This window comes from Aeromonas sp. s10 (assembly GCF_040907975.1).
Taxonomy (GTDB): domain Bacteria; phylum Pseudomonadota; class Gammaproteobacteria; order Enterobacterales; family Aeromonadaceae; genus Aeromonas; species Aeromonas caviae.
In genome coordinates, this window is sequence record NZ_JBFOCV010000017.1 from 14100 (window position 1) to 31473 (window position 17374).

At 66.0% G+C, this 17374-nt stretch carries 12 protein-coding genes; 10 read left to right on the top strand and 2 right to left on the bottom strand.

Annotated elements, in window-relative coordinates:
* Positions 1-41 precede the first annotated feature (41 nt).
* From AB5Y59_RS04680 to AB5Y59_RS04690, 3 genes are all read left to right on the top strand, one after another.
* Positions 42-1568, top strand: a complete 1527-nt coding sequence (locus tag AB5Y59_RS04680) for a YjjI family glycine radical enzyme (RefSeq protein ID WP_139736403.1) — start codon at positions 42-44, stop codon at positions 1566-1568.
* 37 nt (positions 1569-1605) lie between these two features.
* Positions 1606-2454, top strand: coding sequence for a YjjW family glycine radical enzyme activase (locus AB5Y59_RS04685; protein ID WP_221366623.1), 849 nt, complete (start codon positions 1606-1608; stop codon positions 2452-2454).
* A gap of 117 nt (positions 2455-2571) precedes the next feature.
* Positions 2572-2895 (top strand): DUF1820 family protein, encoded by a 324-nt coding sequence (locus AB5Y59_RS04690; protein WP_010672837.1) that lies wholly within the window; start codon positions 2572-2574, stop codon positions 2893-2895.
* A 16-nt stretch (positions 2896-2911) separates the two neighbouring features.
* On the opposite strand, the gene AB5Y59_RS04695 is transcribed toward AB5Y59_RS04690, so the two are convergent.
* Entirely contained in the window at positions 2912-3844 is a 933-nt protein-coding gene (locus tag AB5Y59_RS04695; RefSeq protein ID WP_368211561.1) for a LysR family transcriptional regulator, read from the bottom strand.
* A 58-nt stretch (positions 3845-3902) separates the two neighbouring features.
* Positions 3903-5099, bottom strand: a complete 1197-nt coding sequence (locus tag AB5Y59_RS04700) for an amino acid aminotransferase (RefSeq protein WP_102949194.1) — start codon at positions 5097-5099, stop codon at positions 3903-3905.
* A gap of 392 nt (positions 5100-5491) precedes the next feature.
* Between AB5Y59_RS04700 and bcsG the strand changes: the two genes are divergently transcribed.
* The 7 genes from bcsG to bcsC are packed head-to-tail and all read left to right on the top strand — an operon-like array spanning position 5492 to position 17360.
* Positions 5492-7138 (top strand): cellulose biosynthesis protein BcsG, encoded by a 1647-nt coding sequence (gene bcsG / locus AB5Y59_RS04705; RefSeq protein WP_368211562.1) that lies wholly within the window; start codon positions 5492-5494, stop codon positions 7136-7138.
* 14 nt (positions 7139-7152) lie between these two features.
* On the top strand, positions 7153-7377 hold the full coding sequence (gene bcsR, locus AB5Y59_RS04710; RefSeq protein WP_010672842.1) for a cellulose biosynthesis protein BcsR: 225 nt from the start codon (positions 7153-7155) through the stop codon (positions 7375-7377).
* A complete protein-coding gene (gene bcsQ, locus AB5Y59_RS04715) occupies positions 7374-8036 on the top strand; it encodes a cellulose biosynthesis protein BcsQ (protein ID WP_139736406.1) in 663 nt (220 codons plus the stop codon). Before bcsR ends, bcsQ begins: the two co-directional genes overlap by 4 nt.
* A complete protein-coding gene (gene bcsA, locus AB5Y59_RS04720; RefSeq protein ID WP_368211563.1) occupies positions 8033-10600 on the top strand; it encodes a UDP-forming cellulose synthase catalytic subunit in 2568 nt (855 codons plus the stop codon). Before bcsQ ends, bcsA begins: the two co-directional genes overlap by 4 nt.
* Positions 10600-12822 (top strand): cellulose biosynthesis cyclic di-GMP-binding regulatory protein BcsB, encoded by a 2223-nt coding sequence (gene bcsB, locus AB5Y59_RS04725; RefSeq protein WP_286700726.1) that lies wholly within the window; start codon positions 10600-10602, stop codon positions 12820-12822. Before bcsA ends, bcsB begins: the two co-directional genes overlap by 1 nt.
* Before the next feature lie 3 nt (positions 12823-12825).
* Positions 12826-13935, top strand: a complete 1110-nt coding sequence (bcsZ, locus tag AB5Y59_RS04730; protein WP_286700725.1) for a cellulose synthase complex periplasmic endoglucanase BcsZ — start codon at positions 12826-12828, stop codon at positions 13933-13935.
* Positions 13920-17360, top strand: coding sequence for a cellulose synthase complex outer membrane protein BcsC (gene bcsC, locus AB5Y59_RS04735; protein ID WP_368211564.1), 3441 nt, complete (start codon positions 13920-13922; stop codon positions 17358-17360). Before bcsZ ends, bcsC begins: the two co-directional genes overlap by 16 nt.
* Positions 17361-17374 lie beyond the last annotated feature (14 nt).

Sequence of the window (17374 nt, forward strand, 5' to 3'; positions counted from 1 at the left end):
CAAGTGTGAGGATTTTGGTTCCACCCGCCACGGAGTGAACCATGTCCTTCACCGAAACTTGCCAGCGCATCGTGCGCGACCCCCTGCTGTCACCGGCCCAGAAGAGCCACGCCCTGGCGCTCGCCGCCGAAAACGCGCTGCCCTATCCCGAGTTGCCCGCCGACGTCGCCGAGGCGATGACGCAAGGGGTGCTGTGCGACATGTTCGAGGGGCACGCTCCCCACAAACCGCGCTACGTGCTGCCGGATTACGCGCGGTTTCTGCGACAGGGCTCGGCCTGGCTGGAGCTGGCGCCACCCCTGGACTTCGACGAGGCCCTCGATGCCCTGCGCATCCTCTACCATCACGTGCCCTCCGTCACCGGCATGCCGGTCTGGCTGGGGCGCCTCGATCACCTGCTGCTGCCCTTCGTCGGTGAGCTGGATGATGAAACGCTCCATCGCAAGCTGAAGGCCTTCTGGATCTATCTGGATCGGGTGCTGCCGGATGCCTTCATGCACGTCAACATCGGCCCCGACGACAACCGGATCTGCCGGCTGATCCTGCGCATCGACAGGGAACTCCAGCAGGTGGCGCCGAATCTCAGTCTGTTCCACGACCCGGTGCAGACTCCGGACAGCCTGTTGCTGCAAGGGGTCGAGAACATCTCGGCCTGCAGCAAGCCCCACATCGTCAACTATCCGCTGCACAGGGACACCTTCGACGAACGCGGCTTTGGCATCGTCAGTTGCTACAATGCCCTGCCCCTGGGGGGCGGTGCCAATACCCTGGTGCGCCTTTCCCTCAAGGGCGTGGCCGGGCAGAGCGCAGGGGTTGAGGATTTCATGGCGCGCACACTGCCTCACTATTGCGAGCAGGCCTCGCGGCTCATCGAGGCGCGCGCCGCCTTCCTGCACCGGGAGTCGGGTTTCTTCGACAGCTTCCTGGTGGAGGAGGGGCTGATCGAGGAGACGCGCTTCGTCCCCATGTTCGGCATCTTTGGCATGGCGGAGGCGGTGAACCTGCTGATGGAGAAGGGAGGCTTGCCGTGGCGCTATGGCCATGACGATGAGGCCAACCAGCTTGGCTATCGCATCTCGGCCCGCCTCTCCGAGTGGGTGGCCAGGAGGGGCCAGACCCATGCCTGGGGCGGCCGCGCCCTGCTCCACGCCCAGGGGGGACTCAGCGTGGACAGGGGCGTGACCCCGGGGGTACGGATCCCCTATGGCGAGGAGCCGGATCCCGCCAGTCACCTGCTGGCCCTGGCGCCCCACCACGGCTTTTATCACTCCGGGATCAGCGAGATCCTGACCCTGGATCCCACCATACGCCAGAACCCGCAGGCGCTGCTGCAACTCTGCAAGGGGGCCTTCGCCCTCGGCATGCGCGAATTCAGTGCCAACGTGGCGGACAGCGATCTGGTACGGGTGACCGGCTACATGATCCGCAAGCGCGATGTGGCCCGCTTCGCGGCAGAAGGCTCGCGGCTGCAGACCACCTGCCTCGGCGCCGAGGCGAGCGAGCTGACCGGGATCCGCCAGCGGGCACCGCGGGTGGTGGCTATCGAGACCCTCTTGAATGAGCACTGAGAACGGCAGGCAGAAGGGGGCCGAGTTCAGGGCGACGGTGAGCCGCTGGCTGCCCTTCTCCTGCGTGGACGGCCCCGGCAACCGGCTGGTGCTGTTTTTGCAGGGCTGCAACTTCCGCTGCCCCGGCTGCCACAACCCCCACACCATGGGGTTGTGCGATCACTGCGGTGACTGCGTGCCCGGTTGCCCGGGCAGAGCCCTGGCGATGCAGGAGGGGCGGGTGAGCTGGCAAGCCGAGCTTTGTGCCCACTGCGACCGTTGCCTCGATGTCTGCCCTCGCCACGCCAGCCCCAAGACGCGCCAGATGTCGGTGGCCGAGGTGCTGGCCCTGCTGCGCCGCTATGGCCCGCTGCTCACCGGCGTCACCGTCTCCGGCGGGGAGGCGACCACCCAGTTGCCCTTCGTGATCGCCCTGTTCACGGCCATCAAGGCTGCGCCGGATCTGGCCCGTCTCACCTGCCTGCTCGACAGCAACGGATCCCTGGGGGAAACGGGTTGGCAGCGGCTGTTGCCGGTGCTGGATGGCGCCATGATAGACCTCAAGGGGTGGCGCGAGCCTGTGCATCTGGCCCTGACCGGGCGGGGCCGCGAGCGGGTGCTGGCATCGCTGCAACTGCTGGCGCAGGCGGGCAAGCTGGCGGAGGTGCGGCTGTTGCTGGTGCCGGGGCGGAGCGATTTTCTCGATGCCACCGGCGCGCTGGAGGAGGCGTTGACGACCTTCTTGCTGTCGCTGGGGCCCGTGCCCATCCGCCTCAACGGCTTTCGCCACCACGGGGTGCGAGGGGAGGCGCTGTCATGGCCAGAAGCCGGGTCGGCTGACCTGACTGTGCTGGCCAACGCATTGAAGGCCAAGGGATTTGGGTCGGTGATGCTGCCTGCGATCTGAGCTCTGCGGCACGTCGGGATGCTGAGACCCGATATGACGCAACTGTGAACTCTGTCTATAGGGGCTGTCCGAGGGGACGGCTAGAATGGACAAACCGTCCATCACCAACAGATACCCATGAGTGAATCCAACGCCCTTTATCGAGTGCAGTTCATTTGTCACAGCGAGCGTTACGAAGTCTATGTAAGAGAGGTGAATCAGGGCCAGCTGTTCGGCTTCATCGAGATCGCCCACTTCGTGTGGGACAACCACACGGCGCTCATCGTCGACCCCAGCCACGAGAAGCTGAAGAGCGAATTTGCCGACGTCACCCGCACCCTTATTCCCATGCACCACGTGCTGCGGGTCGATCAGGTGCGCAAGCAGGGGGCCGCCCGCATCACCGAACTGGGCAACAACGTCACCTCTTTCCCAGGCCCCATCTATACCAAGAAGCCCTGAGTCCTGCCACCAGGCATCATTGTGGGGCGTCCAGCTCCCGGGCCAGTTGCAGGATGCGCTGACGGAACCAGCGCAGGGCGGGATCTTCCCCCAGGGGGCCATACCACACCAGGCTGTGGGTCACGGCGCCGTAATCGAAGGGAACGGGGCGGCTCACCAGCCCCTGGGTACAAGCCCGGGTAGCCCAGCCCTTCACGGCCGTGAGAATGAGATCGCTCTGGCGCAGCAGGGCGGCGGCGCTGCCAAAATCCGGCAGGGTGGCCCCCAGTCTGCGCCGTACCTGGCGCTGGGCCAGACTCTGCTCGAAGAAGGGATCGGCCAGCTCCTGATCGCGAATGGCGATGTGGCGCCAGCTCAGGTAGGCATCGAGATCCCAGGGGCACATCAACGCCGGATGTTCCGCGCGCATCAGGCAGACCAGCTCGTCCTCCCGCAAGGTTTCCCAGACGAGGCCGGACTGATTGACCCCGGGCTGGCTCTGATCGTGGGGCAGGATCACGAAGTCGAGCTTGCCCGCCGCCAGAGCAGCCAGTCCCTGCTCGTCCTTGTTACGCACGACGGGCATCAGCCCCGGCACCTCCTGCATCAACTGACCCAGTACGGCCCCCATGGGCCAGATCATGCTGCTCTCCCGCATCGCCAGGTTCAGCTCCCCCTGCCAGTTGGCAGGGGCAAATCCTTCCTGGCTGGTGAGGCCGTTGAGCTCCCCCAGCAGGCGGCGCAGCGTCGGGCCGAGGCGTTCGGCAAACGGGGTCAGCAGCAACTGGTTGCCCTGGCGGTAGAGCAGTTGATCCCCCAGCAGTTCGCGCAACTGGTTGAGGGTCTTGCTGACAGTGGAGGGGGTGGTGCAGAGGCGCTCGGCGCTGCGGGTGACACTGCGGGTGTCGAGCAGCAGATGCAGGGTCACCAGGTGGCGACCGCCGAGGCGGGAGAGGGCAATGAGATCCATCACGGTTCCACGGGCAAGGGGACAAATGAAAAGCCCCGCCTGAGCGGGGCTTGCGGGCTTAGCCCTTGAGCACGGCGGCCATGGCGTCGGCCACGTAGTCGACGTTGCGGCTGTTGAGGCCCGCCACGCACATGCGACCGGAGCGCACCAGGTAGACGGCGAACTCTTCCCGAAGGCGGTCCACCTGCTCCGGCGTGAAGCCGGTGTAGCTGAACATGCCGCGCTGGTTGATGAAGTAACTGAAGTCGCGGCCCGGCACCTTGGCACTCAGCACCTCGAACAGCTTCTGGCGCATGGCCTTGATGCGGGTGCGCATCTCGGTCACCTCACCGACCCACATGGCGTGCAGTTCGGGCTGGCTCATCACAGCCGCGGTGATCTGACCGCCGTGGGTGGGGGGGCTGGAGTAGTTGCGGCGCACGGTGGCCTTCATCTGGCCGAGCACCCGGCTCGCCTCTTCGGCATCCTGGCAGATGACCGACAGGCCGCCGCAGCGCTCGCCGTAGAAGGAGAGGTTCTTGGAGAAGGAGTTGCTGACGAAGAAGCTGACACCGGCGGCCACCATGGCGCGGATGGCATAGGCATCCTCTTCCAGCCCGTCACCGAAGCCCTGATAGGCTATGTCCATGAAGGGGATCAGGTTCTTCTCGACCACCAGGGCGATCACCTGGTCCCACTGGGCGCGGGAGAGATCCACCCCGGTCGGGTTGTGGCAGCAGGGGTGCAGCAGCACGATGCTTTTCGCAGGCAGGCTGCTCAGGCAGTCGATCATGGCGTCGAACTGCACGCCGCCGGTGGCCGCATCGTAATAGGGGTAGTCGTGCACCTTGATGCCGGCCCCCTCGAACATCGCCTTGTGGTTGTCCCAGGTGGGATTGCTGACCCACACCTCGGAGGTCGGGAAGTAGCGCTTGAGCAGATCGGCACCGATCTTCAGGGCGCCGGAGCCGCCGATGGTCTGGATGGTGGCGATGCGACCCGCCTTGACCGCTTCGTGCTCGGCGCCAAACAGCAGGTGCTGCACCGCAGTGCGGTAGTTGGCGGCGCCTTCCATCGGCTGGTAGGGGCGCGGGGCCGGGGCGGCGGCGCGCTGCGCTTCGGCCTGCTGCACCGACGGCAGCAGCGGAATGCGGCCCTGCTCGTCGTAATAGAGGCCAATCCCCAGGTTCACCTTCTGCTCGCGGGTATCTTTATGGAAGGTCTCGACTAGCGTCAGTATGGGGTCGCCAGCATAGGCATCGACGTGTTCAAACATGGGGGGTCCTTGAAGTTGACTGTCCAATTCGGCCGGCCATCAGCCGGGCCGATATGATGGCGCAATCCAGAGGTGGCCTCAAGTTGTTCGAGATGGCGACAGGGCTGACAAAGTCTGTCGCAGTGGTAAGCGCGGGGCCCTTGTCAGGATCCTGCATCCCGTCTGCACGTTCCCCCCATTTTGTCAGAGAAGGCTGCCTTATCGGGATCGTTTGGATAATATATGGATACATACGGCCCCTCTCATTCCCCTTACACCCATCCGGGGGAGTCAGGTTCAGCGCCACCTGAGACAAATTAATAGTTGCATAATAGTCAGGCTATTCTTTTGACAACCATTGCAGTGTGCCCGGCCCCTTCGGGGGGCCCACGATAACAGGTGACTCATCGCCGATGACCCGACATGTTTCTGATGCCGATTCCCCCTGGCTGGACTGGCACGGCCTGGGTGGCTGGAATGTCTATTTTCTTGCCAAGTTCGCCCTGCTCTGGGGGGGATACCTCAATTTTCACCCGCTGATTAACCTGGTGTTTGCCGCCTTCCTGATCTTTCCCCTGCCCGGGGCGGGGCTGCGGCGCCTCCGGCACTGGCTGGCGCTGCCCATCGGGGTGGGGATCTTCTATCACGACACCTGGTTGCCGGGGATAGAGAGCATTCTCGATCAGGGCAGCCAGGTCTTCTCCTTCACCCTGGACTACTGGCTGGAGCTGCTCGGGCGCTTCATCAACTGGGAGATGGTGGGTATCGGCTTCGTGATGCTGACCCTCTACCTCTTCATCGCCCAGTGGCTGCGCTTCACCCCCTGGATCCTGCTGGCGCTGCTCTGGCTCTGGGTCTCGCCCCAGGTGAGCAATCCCTTCGCGAGCAGCAAGGGGGCGAGCGAGCATGCCCTGAACACGTCCCGGGAGGAGACCCGCTCTTCAGTGCTGCCCATGGAGGAGCAGCTTGACCAGAGTGCCCCGCCGACCAACGAGAACCTCAACGCCTATCTCGATGACTTCTATCGGGAGGAGCAGGAGAGACTGGTGCACTTCCCGGAGAGCCTGCCAGCCCAGGCGACCCCCTTCGATGTGCTCATCATCAATGTCTGCTCCCTGGCCTGGCATGACGTGGAGGCGAGCGGCCTGAGCGGGCATCCGGTCTGGTCCCACTTCGACATTCGCTTCAACCGCTTCAACTCCGCCACCTCCTACAGCGGCCCGAGCTCCATTCGCCTGCTGCGGGCCAGTTGCGGGCAGACCAGCCACCAGGGGCTCTATGTGACGGCGCCGAAGCAGTGTCTGCTGTTCGAGAATCTGGCCCAGCTCGGCTTTGCCAAACAGGTGGCCATGGATCACTCGGGGGATTTTGGCAACTACCTGACCGGCCTGCAGCAGTATGCCGGGCTGGATGTGACCCCCATGGACAAGAAGGGGCTGGCCCATGATCTCGCCTCCTTCGATGGCGAACCCATCTATCGCGGGGATGCCCTGTTCGGCCGCTGGCTGAACGAGCGGACACAGAGTCAGGCGGCACGCAACATCACCTTCTTCAACCTCATCGCCCTGCACGATGGCAACCGCTATGTGGCGAGCCGCCAGATAGCGCCCTACAAGGAGAGGCTCAAGACCCTGCTGGATCAGCTGGACGACTTCATGACGACGCTGGAGCAATCCGGCCGCAAGGTGGCCGTGGTGATGGTGCCTGAGCACGGCGCCGCTCTCACCGGCGACAAGATGCAGATGGCCGGGCTGCGGGACATTCCCAGCCCGAGCATCACCCAGGTGCCGGTGGGGATTGCCCTGCTCGGTACCAAGGCGCCCCATGAAGCGACCCGCAACGTGGACACCCCCAGCAGCTTCCTGGCGGTATCAGAACTGGTCTCCAGGCTGGTGGGGAAGGATGTGTTCGGGAGCGAGACCATTGATTGGGATGCCCTGCTGGGCGACCTGCCGCAGACCCCGCTGGTGTCCGAGAACCAGGGCTCGGTGGTGATCGAATATCAGGGCAAGTACCACATCAAGCTGGGGCAGGGGGACTGGGTCCCCTATCCCCAATGAGACCGGAAGTGACGATGCGCAGCGAACGGCAATCAGACATGCAGACCCCCTTCGGCGTCCCAGTGGAGGGCACGGTGATCAATGACGTGGCCATGGTCCAGCAGGCCTTTGGTGTCAGCCTCTCCTATCAGGATATTGCCGCCAGGGAGCGGCTCGCCGCCTTGTGCGCACGCTTCCCCCTGCTGGCGGAGGTGGCAGTGAAAGGGCCCGAGGGGACTGGCGAGGGGAGGTCTGCATGAAGGTGATCGCCCTGCAGGGGATCCGGGGAGGTGTGGGGACCACCGCCATCGTGGCCGGACTGGCCCAGGCTGCCCATGAGCAGGGGGCAAGGGTACTGGCGGTGGATCTCTGCCCGGACAACCAGCTTGGCATCCACCTTGGCCTGCCCCATGACGATCCGGGAGGCTGGAGTCGGCTGACCCAGCCGGCGCGGGAGTGGCGAGGTGCGCTTCACCGCCGGGAGGAGGGACTGGATCTGCTCTCCCATGGCGGGGGGGAGGGGGCGTCGGCCGAGTGGCTGGCGGGGATCGATGGCTATGATCTGGTGCTGCTGGATCTGCCCCTGGGCATGGTCCCCGTCATTCCCTGCAGGCGCTTGCTGGTGGTCAATGCGGATGCCAACTGCCATGTGCGGCTTCACCGCCACCCCTGGGCGGCCGATGAGCGTCTGCTGGTGACCCAGTTCTCCAGCCAGCGGGCCCTGCAGCAGGGGTTGCTGGATCTCTGGCTGGCAGGGGGGCTCCCTCTGCTCAATCTTCATCTGCACAGGGACGAAGCCATGGCGGAGGCCATGGCCGCCAAGCTGCCGGTCGGCCGCTATGCCCCCACCAGTCTGGTTGCCCACGAGCTGGCCGCCCTGGCGACCTGGTGTCTGGCAGAGGGGGAGGCCCCCCGATGAGAGTGCGGCTGCTGACGCCGGCTGCGGGCCTCTGGTGCTCGCAGCGCTATCGCGCACTGCGTGAGCGGGGGGCTTCCCGCCCGGGGGCGGCCGCATTGACCCTGGGCTGGCTGCTGGCCTGGGCTCTCTTCCCCCTCGAGCGTCATGGCTGGCAATGGGTGCTGGGCCATGCCCGGGGGCTCTATCCCCAGCTGACGCACCCCCGGGTGGGGGATCCCCTGCGCGTTCTGTTGCAGAGCCTCTGGATGATAGTGCGTCGCCCACAGCCCATCCCCCTGCGCTGGCCTGCCTCCTGGCAGCGGATCTGGCACCGGGGCACACAGACTCTCGGCGCCTTCCTGGCCCGCCAGGAGGAGAAAGGGCTGGCCGCCGCCAGGGCCACGCCCCGCGAGGCACGCTGGAAGAGCGTGCTGCTCTGCGTGGTGGCCGGGAGCCTCTCCCTGCTCTGCGTCACCCAGCCGTTCACCCTGCAGGCGCAGCTGGTGTTCGTCCTCCTGCTGGCGGCCATGGCCTTCATCCTGCGGGCCGTGCCGGGCCGTTATCCCATGCTGATGATGATGGTGCTCTCCCTCACCATCTCCTGCCGCTACATCTGGTGGCGCTACACCTCGACCCTCGACTGGTTCGATCCCGTCAGCCTGGCCTGCGGCCTGCTGCTGCTGGCCGCCGAGACCTATGCCTGGCTGGTGCTGCTGCTCGGCTACTGGCAGACCGCATGGCCCCTGCACCGCCCTCCGGCACAACTGCCGGCGGATCCGGCCCAGTGGCCCAGCGTGGATCTGATGATCCCCACCTACAACGAGGATCTCGCCATCGTGAAGGGGACTGTCTACGCCGCCATGGGGCTCGACTGGCCCGCCGACAAGCTGACCATCTGGCTGCTTGACGACGGGGGGCGGGCAGCGTTTCGAGACTTCGCCGAGGAGGCCGGGATCCGCTATGTGGCCCGGTCGACCCATGAGCACGCCAAGGCGGGCAACATCAATCACGCCCTCAAGATGGCCACCGGGGAGCTGGTCGCCATCTTCGACTGTGACCACCTGCCGACCCGCTCCTTCCTGCAGATGACGGTGGGCTGGTTCTACCGGGATCCCCGTCTGGGCGTGGTCCAGACCCCCCACCACTTCTTCTCCGCCGATCCGTTCGAACACAACCTGCAACGGTTTCGCAAGATGCCGAACGAGGGGGCTCTCTTCTACGGCCTGGTGCAGGATGGCAACGACATGTGGGATGCCAGCTTCTTCTGCGGTTCCTGCGCCGTCATCAAGCGCACTGCCCTTGACGAGATCGGCGGCATCGCGGTGGAGACGGTCACCGAGGATGCCCACACCTCCCTGCGGCTGCACCGCCTCGGCTACACCTCGGCCTATATCCGGATCCCGCTGGCGGCGGGGCTGGCCACCGAAAGCCTCTCTGCCCACATCGGTCAGCGCATCCGGTGGGCGCGCGGCATGGTGCAGATCCTGCGTCTGGACAACCCTCTCTTCGGCAAGGGGCTCAAGCTGGGGCAGCGGCTGTGCTACTTCAATGCCATGCTGCATTTCCTCTCGGGCATACCGAGGCTCATCTTCCTGACGGCGCCGCTCGCCTTCCTGATCCTGCACGCCTACATCATCTATGCCCCGGCGGCGGCCATCGCCCTCTACATGTTGCCGCACATCTTCCACAGCGCTCTGACCAACTCCCGGTTGCAGGGCAAGGTGCGCCACTCCTTCTGGGGCGAGGTCTATGAGACGGTGCTGGCCTGGTACATCGCCAGGCCGACCACGGTGGCGCTCTTTGCACCTCACAAGGGGACGTTCAACGTGACTGCCAAGGGGGGGATGACGGAGGAGGTGTTCCTCGATCTGTCGGCCTCCCGCCCCTATCTGCTGCTGATCCTGCTCAATCTGTGCGGGCTGGGGTTCGGCCTCTGGCGCATCGGCACCGGCCCTGCCGACGAGGTGCCGACCCTGATCCTCAGCATGATCTGGACCCTCTACAACATGACCATACTGGGCGGCGCCCTGGCGGTGGCCTTCGAGTCGCGCCAGGTCCGTGCCAACCCCAGGGTGGAGATGGTGATGCCGGCGGCCATCAGGCTGGCGAACGGTCACCTCTACCCCTGTACCGTCAGGGATTACTCCAACGGGGGGGTCGGGGTGCTGCTCGAGGCGCCCCTGCCCCTGGCCGACAAGGAGAGGGTCTGGTTGCTGCTGCGCCATGACCAGCGGGAGCAGGCGTTCGCCGCCAAGGTGCAGCGGGTGTTCGGCTGCAAGCTGGGACTGGAGCTGGAACCCATGGCGCAGGCGCAGCATGTCGAGTTCATCCAGTGCACCTTCGCCCGGGCCGATACCTGGTCCCTGTGGCAGCAGCGTCTGGGCAAGGATCGCCCCCTCCACAGCCTGATCGACATTACCCTGCTCGGCTGGGGGGCTTACTGGCGTCTGGCCCGTACCTCACCCATCGGCTTTGTTTGTATCCTCCTCGAGAAGCTGGCTCGCTGGCTCCTCTCCTTCGTTCCCCGTCGCGTCTCCCCAGATTTCCGGGCCGGGACTCCGACCTCACAGACAGTGAAAGGATGATGAAACCACAACGCTACCTTATTCCTCTCCTGCTGATGGCTCAGGGTGCGACCGCCGCCGAGGCCGTCGGCCCCCTGCCGCCTGTTCCCGCTCCGGTGCGCACCCAGGGGATGAGCTTCGAACAGATGGCATCATCGCCAGGCACCCTGTCCCTGCGCGGCAATGCGCCAGACGGACTGGCCGACTTCACCGTGCGGCGGGACGAGGTGGTGACCCGGGCCACCCTGGACCTGAACTTCACGCCATCGCCCTCCCTGCTGCCGCTCATCTCCCAGGTCAAGGTCTATCTCAATGACGAGCTGATGGGGGTGACGGCCCTCAACCAGGATCAGATGGGGACGATGACCCATGCCAGCATCGAGCTGGATCCCCGCTATGCCAAGGATTTCAACCGCCTCAAGGTGAGCTTCGTCGGCCACTATCAGAAAGTGTGCGAGAACCCGGCGAGCGATACCCTCTGGCTCAACGTCAACCGGGACAGCAAGCTGACCCTGCAGTTGCAGACCCTGCCGGTGCGCAACGAGCTCTCCTTCTTCCCCATGCCGTTCCTCGACGTGCGGGACAATGGCAAGCTGACTCTGCCCATGGTGTTCACGGGCTCAGTGCCCCCGGAGCAGCAGCAGGCGGCGGCGGTGCTGGCCTCCTGGTTCGGCACCAAGGCCCAGTGGCGGGGCCAGCATTTCCCGGTGCTCATCAACCAGTTGCCGGATCGCAACGCCGTGATCTTTGCCACCAATGACGCGCGCCCCGATTTCCTGGTGGACTATCCCGAGGTGAAGGGGCCCACCATCGACATGATCAGCTCCCCCGGCAATCCCTATGTGAAGCTGCTGCTGATCCTGGGGCGGGATCAGCAGGATCTGCTGACGGCGGTGCAGGGGCTGGCGCGAGGCGATGTCATGCTGCGTGGCCAGAGCGTCATGGTGGACGAGGTGAAGCCGCTCTCCCCGCGTCAACCCTACGATGCCCCGAACTGGGTGCGACTGGATCGCAAGATGCGCTTTGATGAGCTCACGGAGTACCCGGGCCAGTTGCAGGCAACGGGACGCACGCTGTGGCCCATGAACCTGACGCTGCGCCTGCCGCCGGATCTCTATCTGCTGGGGGAGAACGGCATCAGGACGGAGCTGAAGTATCACCATACCTCGCCCACCCTGCGCGACGGTTCCCGGCTGGATGTGGGGGTCAACGGCCAGCTCATGAAGTCGTTCACGCTCGAGCCCGGCGAGGTCAAGAGTGAGCGGTTGCTGACCCTGCCGCTCTGGTTTGCCGACGATGGCGACACCATGGCACTGCGCATGCCCGGGCTCAAGACCACCCAGGCCAACAGCCTGAGCTTCTCGTTCGAGTATGCCCAGCAATACATGGGAGGAACGGAGGATGGCCGTTGCGACCTGGTGATGCCGCCTGCCCATCAGGTGCGCATCGACGAGGGCTCCACCATCGACTTCACCGGCTATCGTCACTTCATCGAGATGCCCGACCTCAAGGCGTTCGCCTATGCCGGCTTCCCGTTCAGCCGGATGGCGGATCTCGCCGACACCCAGATTGTCATGCCGGCCAGACCCCATCCCGGGCAGATCACCACCTTGCTCGATGCCGTCGGTGCCATCGGGGCCGAGACCGGGTATCCGGCGCTCTCCCTGCAGGTTCTGGACGACTGGGAGCGAGCGCGCACCGCGGATCGGGACACCCTGCTCATCGGCACCCTGCCGGAGGAGTTTCGAGGGGATCTGGCCCCCGACGCCCTGCTGCAATCCACGCGCAGCTGGGTCAACGAGCCAACCCGCCAGCACAAGGGGGATCTGCTGCACACCATGGCCGATCGCCAGCCCCAGGCCCGGGTGGGCATGACGGGCAATCGGGCCATCGCCGTCATCCTGGGGCTGCAATCGCCGACCCATGATCAGCGCAGCCTGGTGGCCTTGCTGGCGGATGGGCCGGCGGGGGTCACATTGCTCAATGATGCCCTGCAGACCCGGACCCTACGCGATCAGGTGGCAGGCTCGGTGGCCATCATCCGGGAATCCGGGGTGAAGAGCCTGGTGGTGGGGGATCGCTACGAGGTGGGCTACCTGCCGTGGTGGGAGCGTCTCTGGCAACTGTTTGCCCGTTATCCGGTGCGTCTTGCCGGGCTGACCCTGCTCTGCATGCTGGTACTGGGCTGGGGCCTGCGGGTGCTGCTTGCCAGTGCCAGCCGCCGCCGTCTGAAGGAAGATTAAGAGATGACTCAGATGAAAAATGTCTGTGGTGCCCTGCTCCTCTGGGCCCTTTGTTCCCTCCCGGCGCAGGCCGTCTGCCACTGGCCGGAGTGGGATCACTTTCGCCAGCACTACATCAGCGAAGAGGGCAGGGTCATCGACCCTGCCGAGGGGCGCCGCATCACCACCTCGGAAGGCCAGAGCTATGCCCTCTTCTTCGCCCTGGTCAACGATGACAGGGAGACCTTTGCCCGCCTGCTCGACTGGACGGAGCGGCAGCTCGCCCGAGGGGATCTGACCGGCTTCCTGCCATCCTGGCTCTGGGGCAGGCAGCAGGACGGCAACTGGGGCGTGCTGGACGCGAACAGCGCGTCCGATTCGGATTTCTGGATAGCCTACAGCCTGCTGGAGGCAGGTCGCCTGTGGGACAACCACAGCTACTCTGCCCTCGGCACCCTGTTGCTGCGCCGCATCGCCCGGGAAGAGGTCGCCACGCTGCCGGGTCTCGGCCCCGTGTTGCAGCCCGGGGCGAAAGGCTATGAGGGGGAGGGACGCTGGACCCTCAATCCCAGCTATCTGCCTCCACAACTGCTGGCCAGATTCGCCTCCTTCCAGGGGCCCTGGGGCGAGATGCGGGCCCTCTTGCCCAAGCTGTTGCAGGAGAGTGCGCCCCGTGGCTTTGCCCCGGACTGGGTGGACTGGCAGGCCGACAAGGGATGGCAGGTGACGGCGGACAAGGGCGACACCGGTGGCTATGACGCCATCCGCGTCTATCTCTGGCTCGGCATGCTGAGCGAGGAGGATCCCGCCAGGGCTTCCCTGGTGGCCCATTTTGCCCCCATGCTGGCGCAGCTGACCGAATCGGGTCATCTTCCCGAGCGGGTCTCCAGCCTGAGCGGCCAGGTTCAGGGCAAGGGGCCGAGCGGCTTTGCCGCCGCCCTCCTGCCCCTGTCACGGGGCTTGCCGGCGCAGGTCACCTTGCGCAAGCAGGTCTCCGATCACGGGCTGGATGCGGATGCCTACTACGGCAGCGTGCTGACCCTGTTCGGCGCAGGCTGGGATCAGGGGCGTTATCGCTTTGCCGCCGACGGTACCCTGCAGCCGGATTGGAGCGAGTCATGTCAGGCAGAGTGACCCTGGGGTGCCTGCTCGCCTGCCTGATGAGCGGAGCCCTGGCGCAAGGGACGGTACAGCCGGTGGCCTGGCTGCTGGAGCAGGTCAGGATTGGCGAGGCTCGTGGGCGGGAAGATCTCGTCAGCAACAGCCTCTATTCCCTCTCCCTGGTGGAGCCCGATCATCCGGAGCTGCTGGCAGCCCAGGCCCGTCAGGCCCTGCGCCAGGGCAAGGTCAAGGAGGCCGGGGCACTGCTTGCCCGCCTTGGCAAGCAAGACCCCGACTCTGCGCTCTATCGTCAGGGCATGGCCAACCTGGCCCTGAACGAACCGGCCAGGCGCCAGCAACTGCAACAAGCCAGGCTGCTGACCAGCGCCGGCAGGCTGGAGGAGGCCGAGCGTCTCTATCGCTCCCTGTTCTCCGGTGATTTGCCCCCCAATCTCGACGTGGCGGTGGATTATGCCCTGTTGCAGACACGGATCCCGGCCATGAAGGCGAAGGGGCTGGCAGCCCTGGAGGCACTCAACCGGCAATATCCGGGTGAGCCCAGAGTGCGGGGCGGGCTGGCTCGCCTCTATCTGGCGGACGGTCGGCGCCAGGGGGCGCAGAACCTGTTGCGCGAGATGGCGCGAGATCCCTATCAACGGGACGAGGCCGCCGAGATCTGGCTCGCGGACATCGAATCCCTGCCCATCGGGCCCGGGAGTATCGCTGCCTTGCAGGAGTACATGGTGCTCTTTGGCGAGGGGGATACCACCAAGGCGGAACAGCTGCTCGCTACCCAGGAGGAGAAGTGGGCCTCGCCTGCCTATCGCGCACGCCAGTCGGCGCTCGCAAGCACGGCGGGAGGTGGTGCCTCCATCTCCCGCTTGCCGCGTGCCCTGGCTGCCAACCCGGGGGATCCCGAACTCATGGGGGCCCTGGGGCAGGCCTACTCCCGCAACGATCAGCGAGCGCTGGCCATCGCCCAGTTTGAACGGGTGCTGGCACACCCCGAGGTGACCGACAAGGACAAATGGCGCAGCCTGCTGGCCACCAACCGCTACTGGCTGCTGGTGAGCCAGGGGCGCAGCGCCCTGGAACGGGAGCAGTGGGATGAGGCGGCGACCCTGTATCGCCGTGCCATCGCCCAGGATGGGCGTGAGCCCGAAGCCTGGCTGGGGCTCGGAGACAGCGAGCGTGGCCGCCATCGCGATGCCGACGCGGAGTCCGCCTACCGCAAGGCGCTCGCCATGGGGAGCGCGCGGGAGCGGGCACTGGCCCGCCTGTTCGATCTCTACAAGGAGCAGGATCCGGCGCGTGCTCTGGCCCTGCTGGAGCAGCAGGGCCCCCCCGGGATGCAGGCCGAAGGGCGGCGGCTCAAGGCCGGGCTGTTGCAGGAGGAGGCCGATCAGCTCGATCGGGCCGGCAAGGTGGCGGCGGCGCTGCGCCTTCGCGAGCAGGCACTTGCGCTGACCCCGGAAGAGGTGTGGCTGGCCTATCGAGTGGCCGATACCCGGGCCCGTCTCGGGGAAGCCGGGAGCGGGGAGCGGCTCTTGCGGGAACGGCTGGCGGCGCGGCCCCAGGACGCCACCCTGCGCTACGCCACCGCCCTCTATCTCTCGGGGCAGGACAAGACGGTGGAGGCGAGAGGGGTGCTGGCCGCCATCCCTAGGTCCGGCTGGACACAGGACATGGATGCGCTGGATCGGCGCCTCGCCCGTGACGAGGTGCTCGCCAGGGCGAGGGCGAGTCACGAGGCCGGGGATGATGAGGGGGCCGAACGCCTGCTTCAGCCGTTGCAGCCGGATGAAGAGGCGAGCCTGATGCTGGCGGAGTGGGCCACGGATCGGGGGGCCTATGCACTGGCGGAGCAGCGCTATCAGGAGGTGCTTGCCCGCACGCCGCAACAGCCCGAGGCCAGGCTCGGCATGGCCGAACTGGCCAGGGCCAGGGGCGATCTGGCAAAGGCCCGTCACTGGCTGCCCGCCTGGCCGGTCAGCCCGCTGCCCCCGGAGGGGGCCAACTACTACCGCCGGGTAGCCAATCTCTATCAGGCGCTGGGAGAGGGCGAGACAGCCCGCGCCATCTTCACCGACTACGAACCCCTGGTGGCGATGCAACCGGCCTCCCAGCAGACGGCGCTGTTCTGGCGCGATGCCGCCCGCCAGCGCGTTGCCGAGCATGATGTGGAAGGGGCTCTGGTGCGGGATCGCAAGGGGCTGGTGGCCGCAGGTCTGGCCCCCCGCGAGGATCTGGAGGGGGGGGCGCTGACCCGGCTGGCCCGCAGTCAGGATGGGGAGGGGTGGCTGGCATCCGGCCTGCGCAGCGATCTCGACAGGCATTACCGGCAGAGCCAGACCACCTTCTCCCTCGACAGCGATTATTGGGGCTCCAGCGGTACCGGGGGCTATTCGGATCTGCGGGCGCTGACCCAGATGGCGCAGCTGGATACGTCGCTGGCCGGTGGTACCGCCTTCGGCCGCCTTGAACTGGTCGACATGGATACCGGAGATCTGCCGGACTCCCCTTACCGGGCGCAGTTCGGTACCTGTGCGGCCAGGGACTGCCGCGGGGACGCGCACCAGCAGAGCCGGGGGACCACCCTGGCTGCAGGCTGGCAGCGGGGGGCCTGGGCGTTCGATCTGGGGACCACGCCCCTCGGTTTCGAGGTGGTGGACTGGGTTGGTGGCGCCACCTTGACCGGTGACTGGCACACGCTGGGGTGGGGGATGACCCTCTCGCGTCGGCCCGTCAGCAGCTCGCTGCTCTCCTATGGGGGAACGGTGGATCCGGGCACGGGCATCAGCTGGGGCGGGGTGCGGGCGAACGGGGTCCGCCTCGATCTCAGCCGGGATCTGGGAGGGGCCGTCGGGTTCTGGGGCAGCGCCCAGCAGCACCTGCTGACCGGCAAGAACGTGCCCGACAACTGGCGCACCCGGCTCATGGGAGGGGGCTATTACAAGTTCGTCAACGAGACCCATCGCCGTGCCAGCGTGGGGCTCAGCACCATGCTGTGGCACTACCAGCAGGATCTGGGGGGCTATACCCTGGGACAAGGGGGTTATTACAGCCCGCAGGGGTACTTCTCGCTCTCGGTGCCGGTCAGCTACCGGCAGCGTACCCCGGACTGGTCATGGGAGCTGGGGGGATCGGGATCCTGGTCCTACGCCCGCACCGACGACAGCCGTCGCTACCCGCTGGAAGGCCTGTTGCCAAGCGGTTTGCCAGACAGAAATGCGCCTGTGAAAGGGGGCAGCAGCAGTGGATTCGGCTACACCCTGAATGGCGTGGTGGAACACAGGCTGACGGAACACTGGCGCATCGGTGGCCGGGTGGACATCCAGCAGGCGGATGACTATGCCCCCAGCCATGTCACCCTGTTCCTGCGCTACACCTTCAAGCCCTGGCAAGGGGATCTCGATATGCCGCCAAGGCCTCTCACCCCCTACGCGGACTTCGACTGACAGGGGCGCCCGTC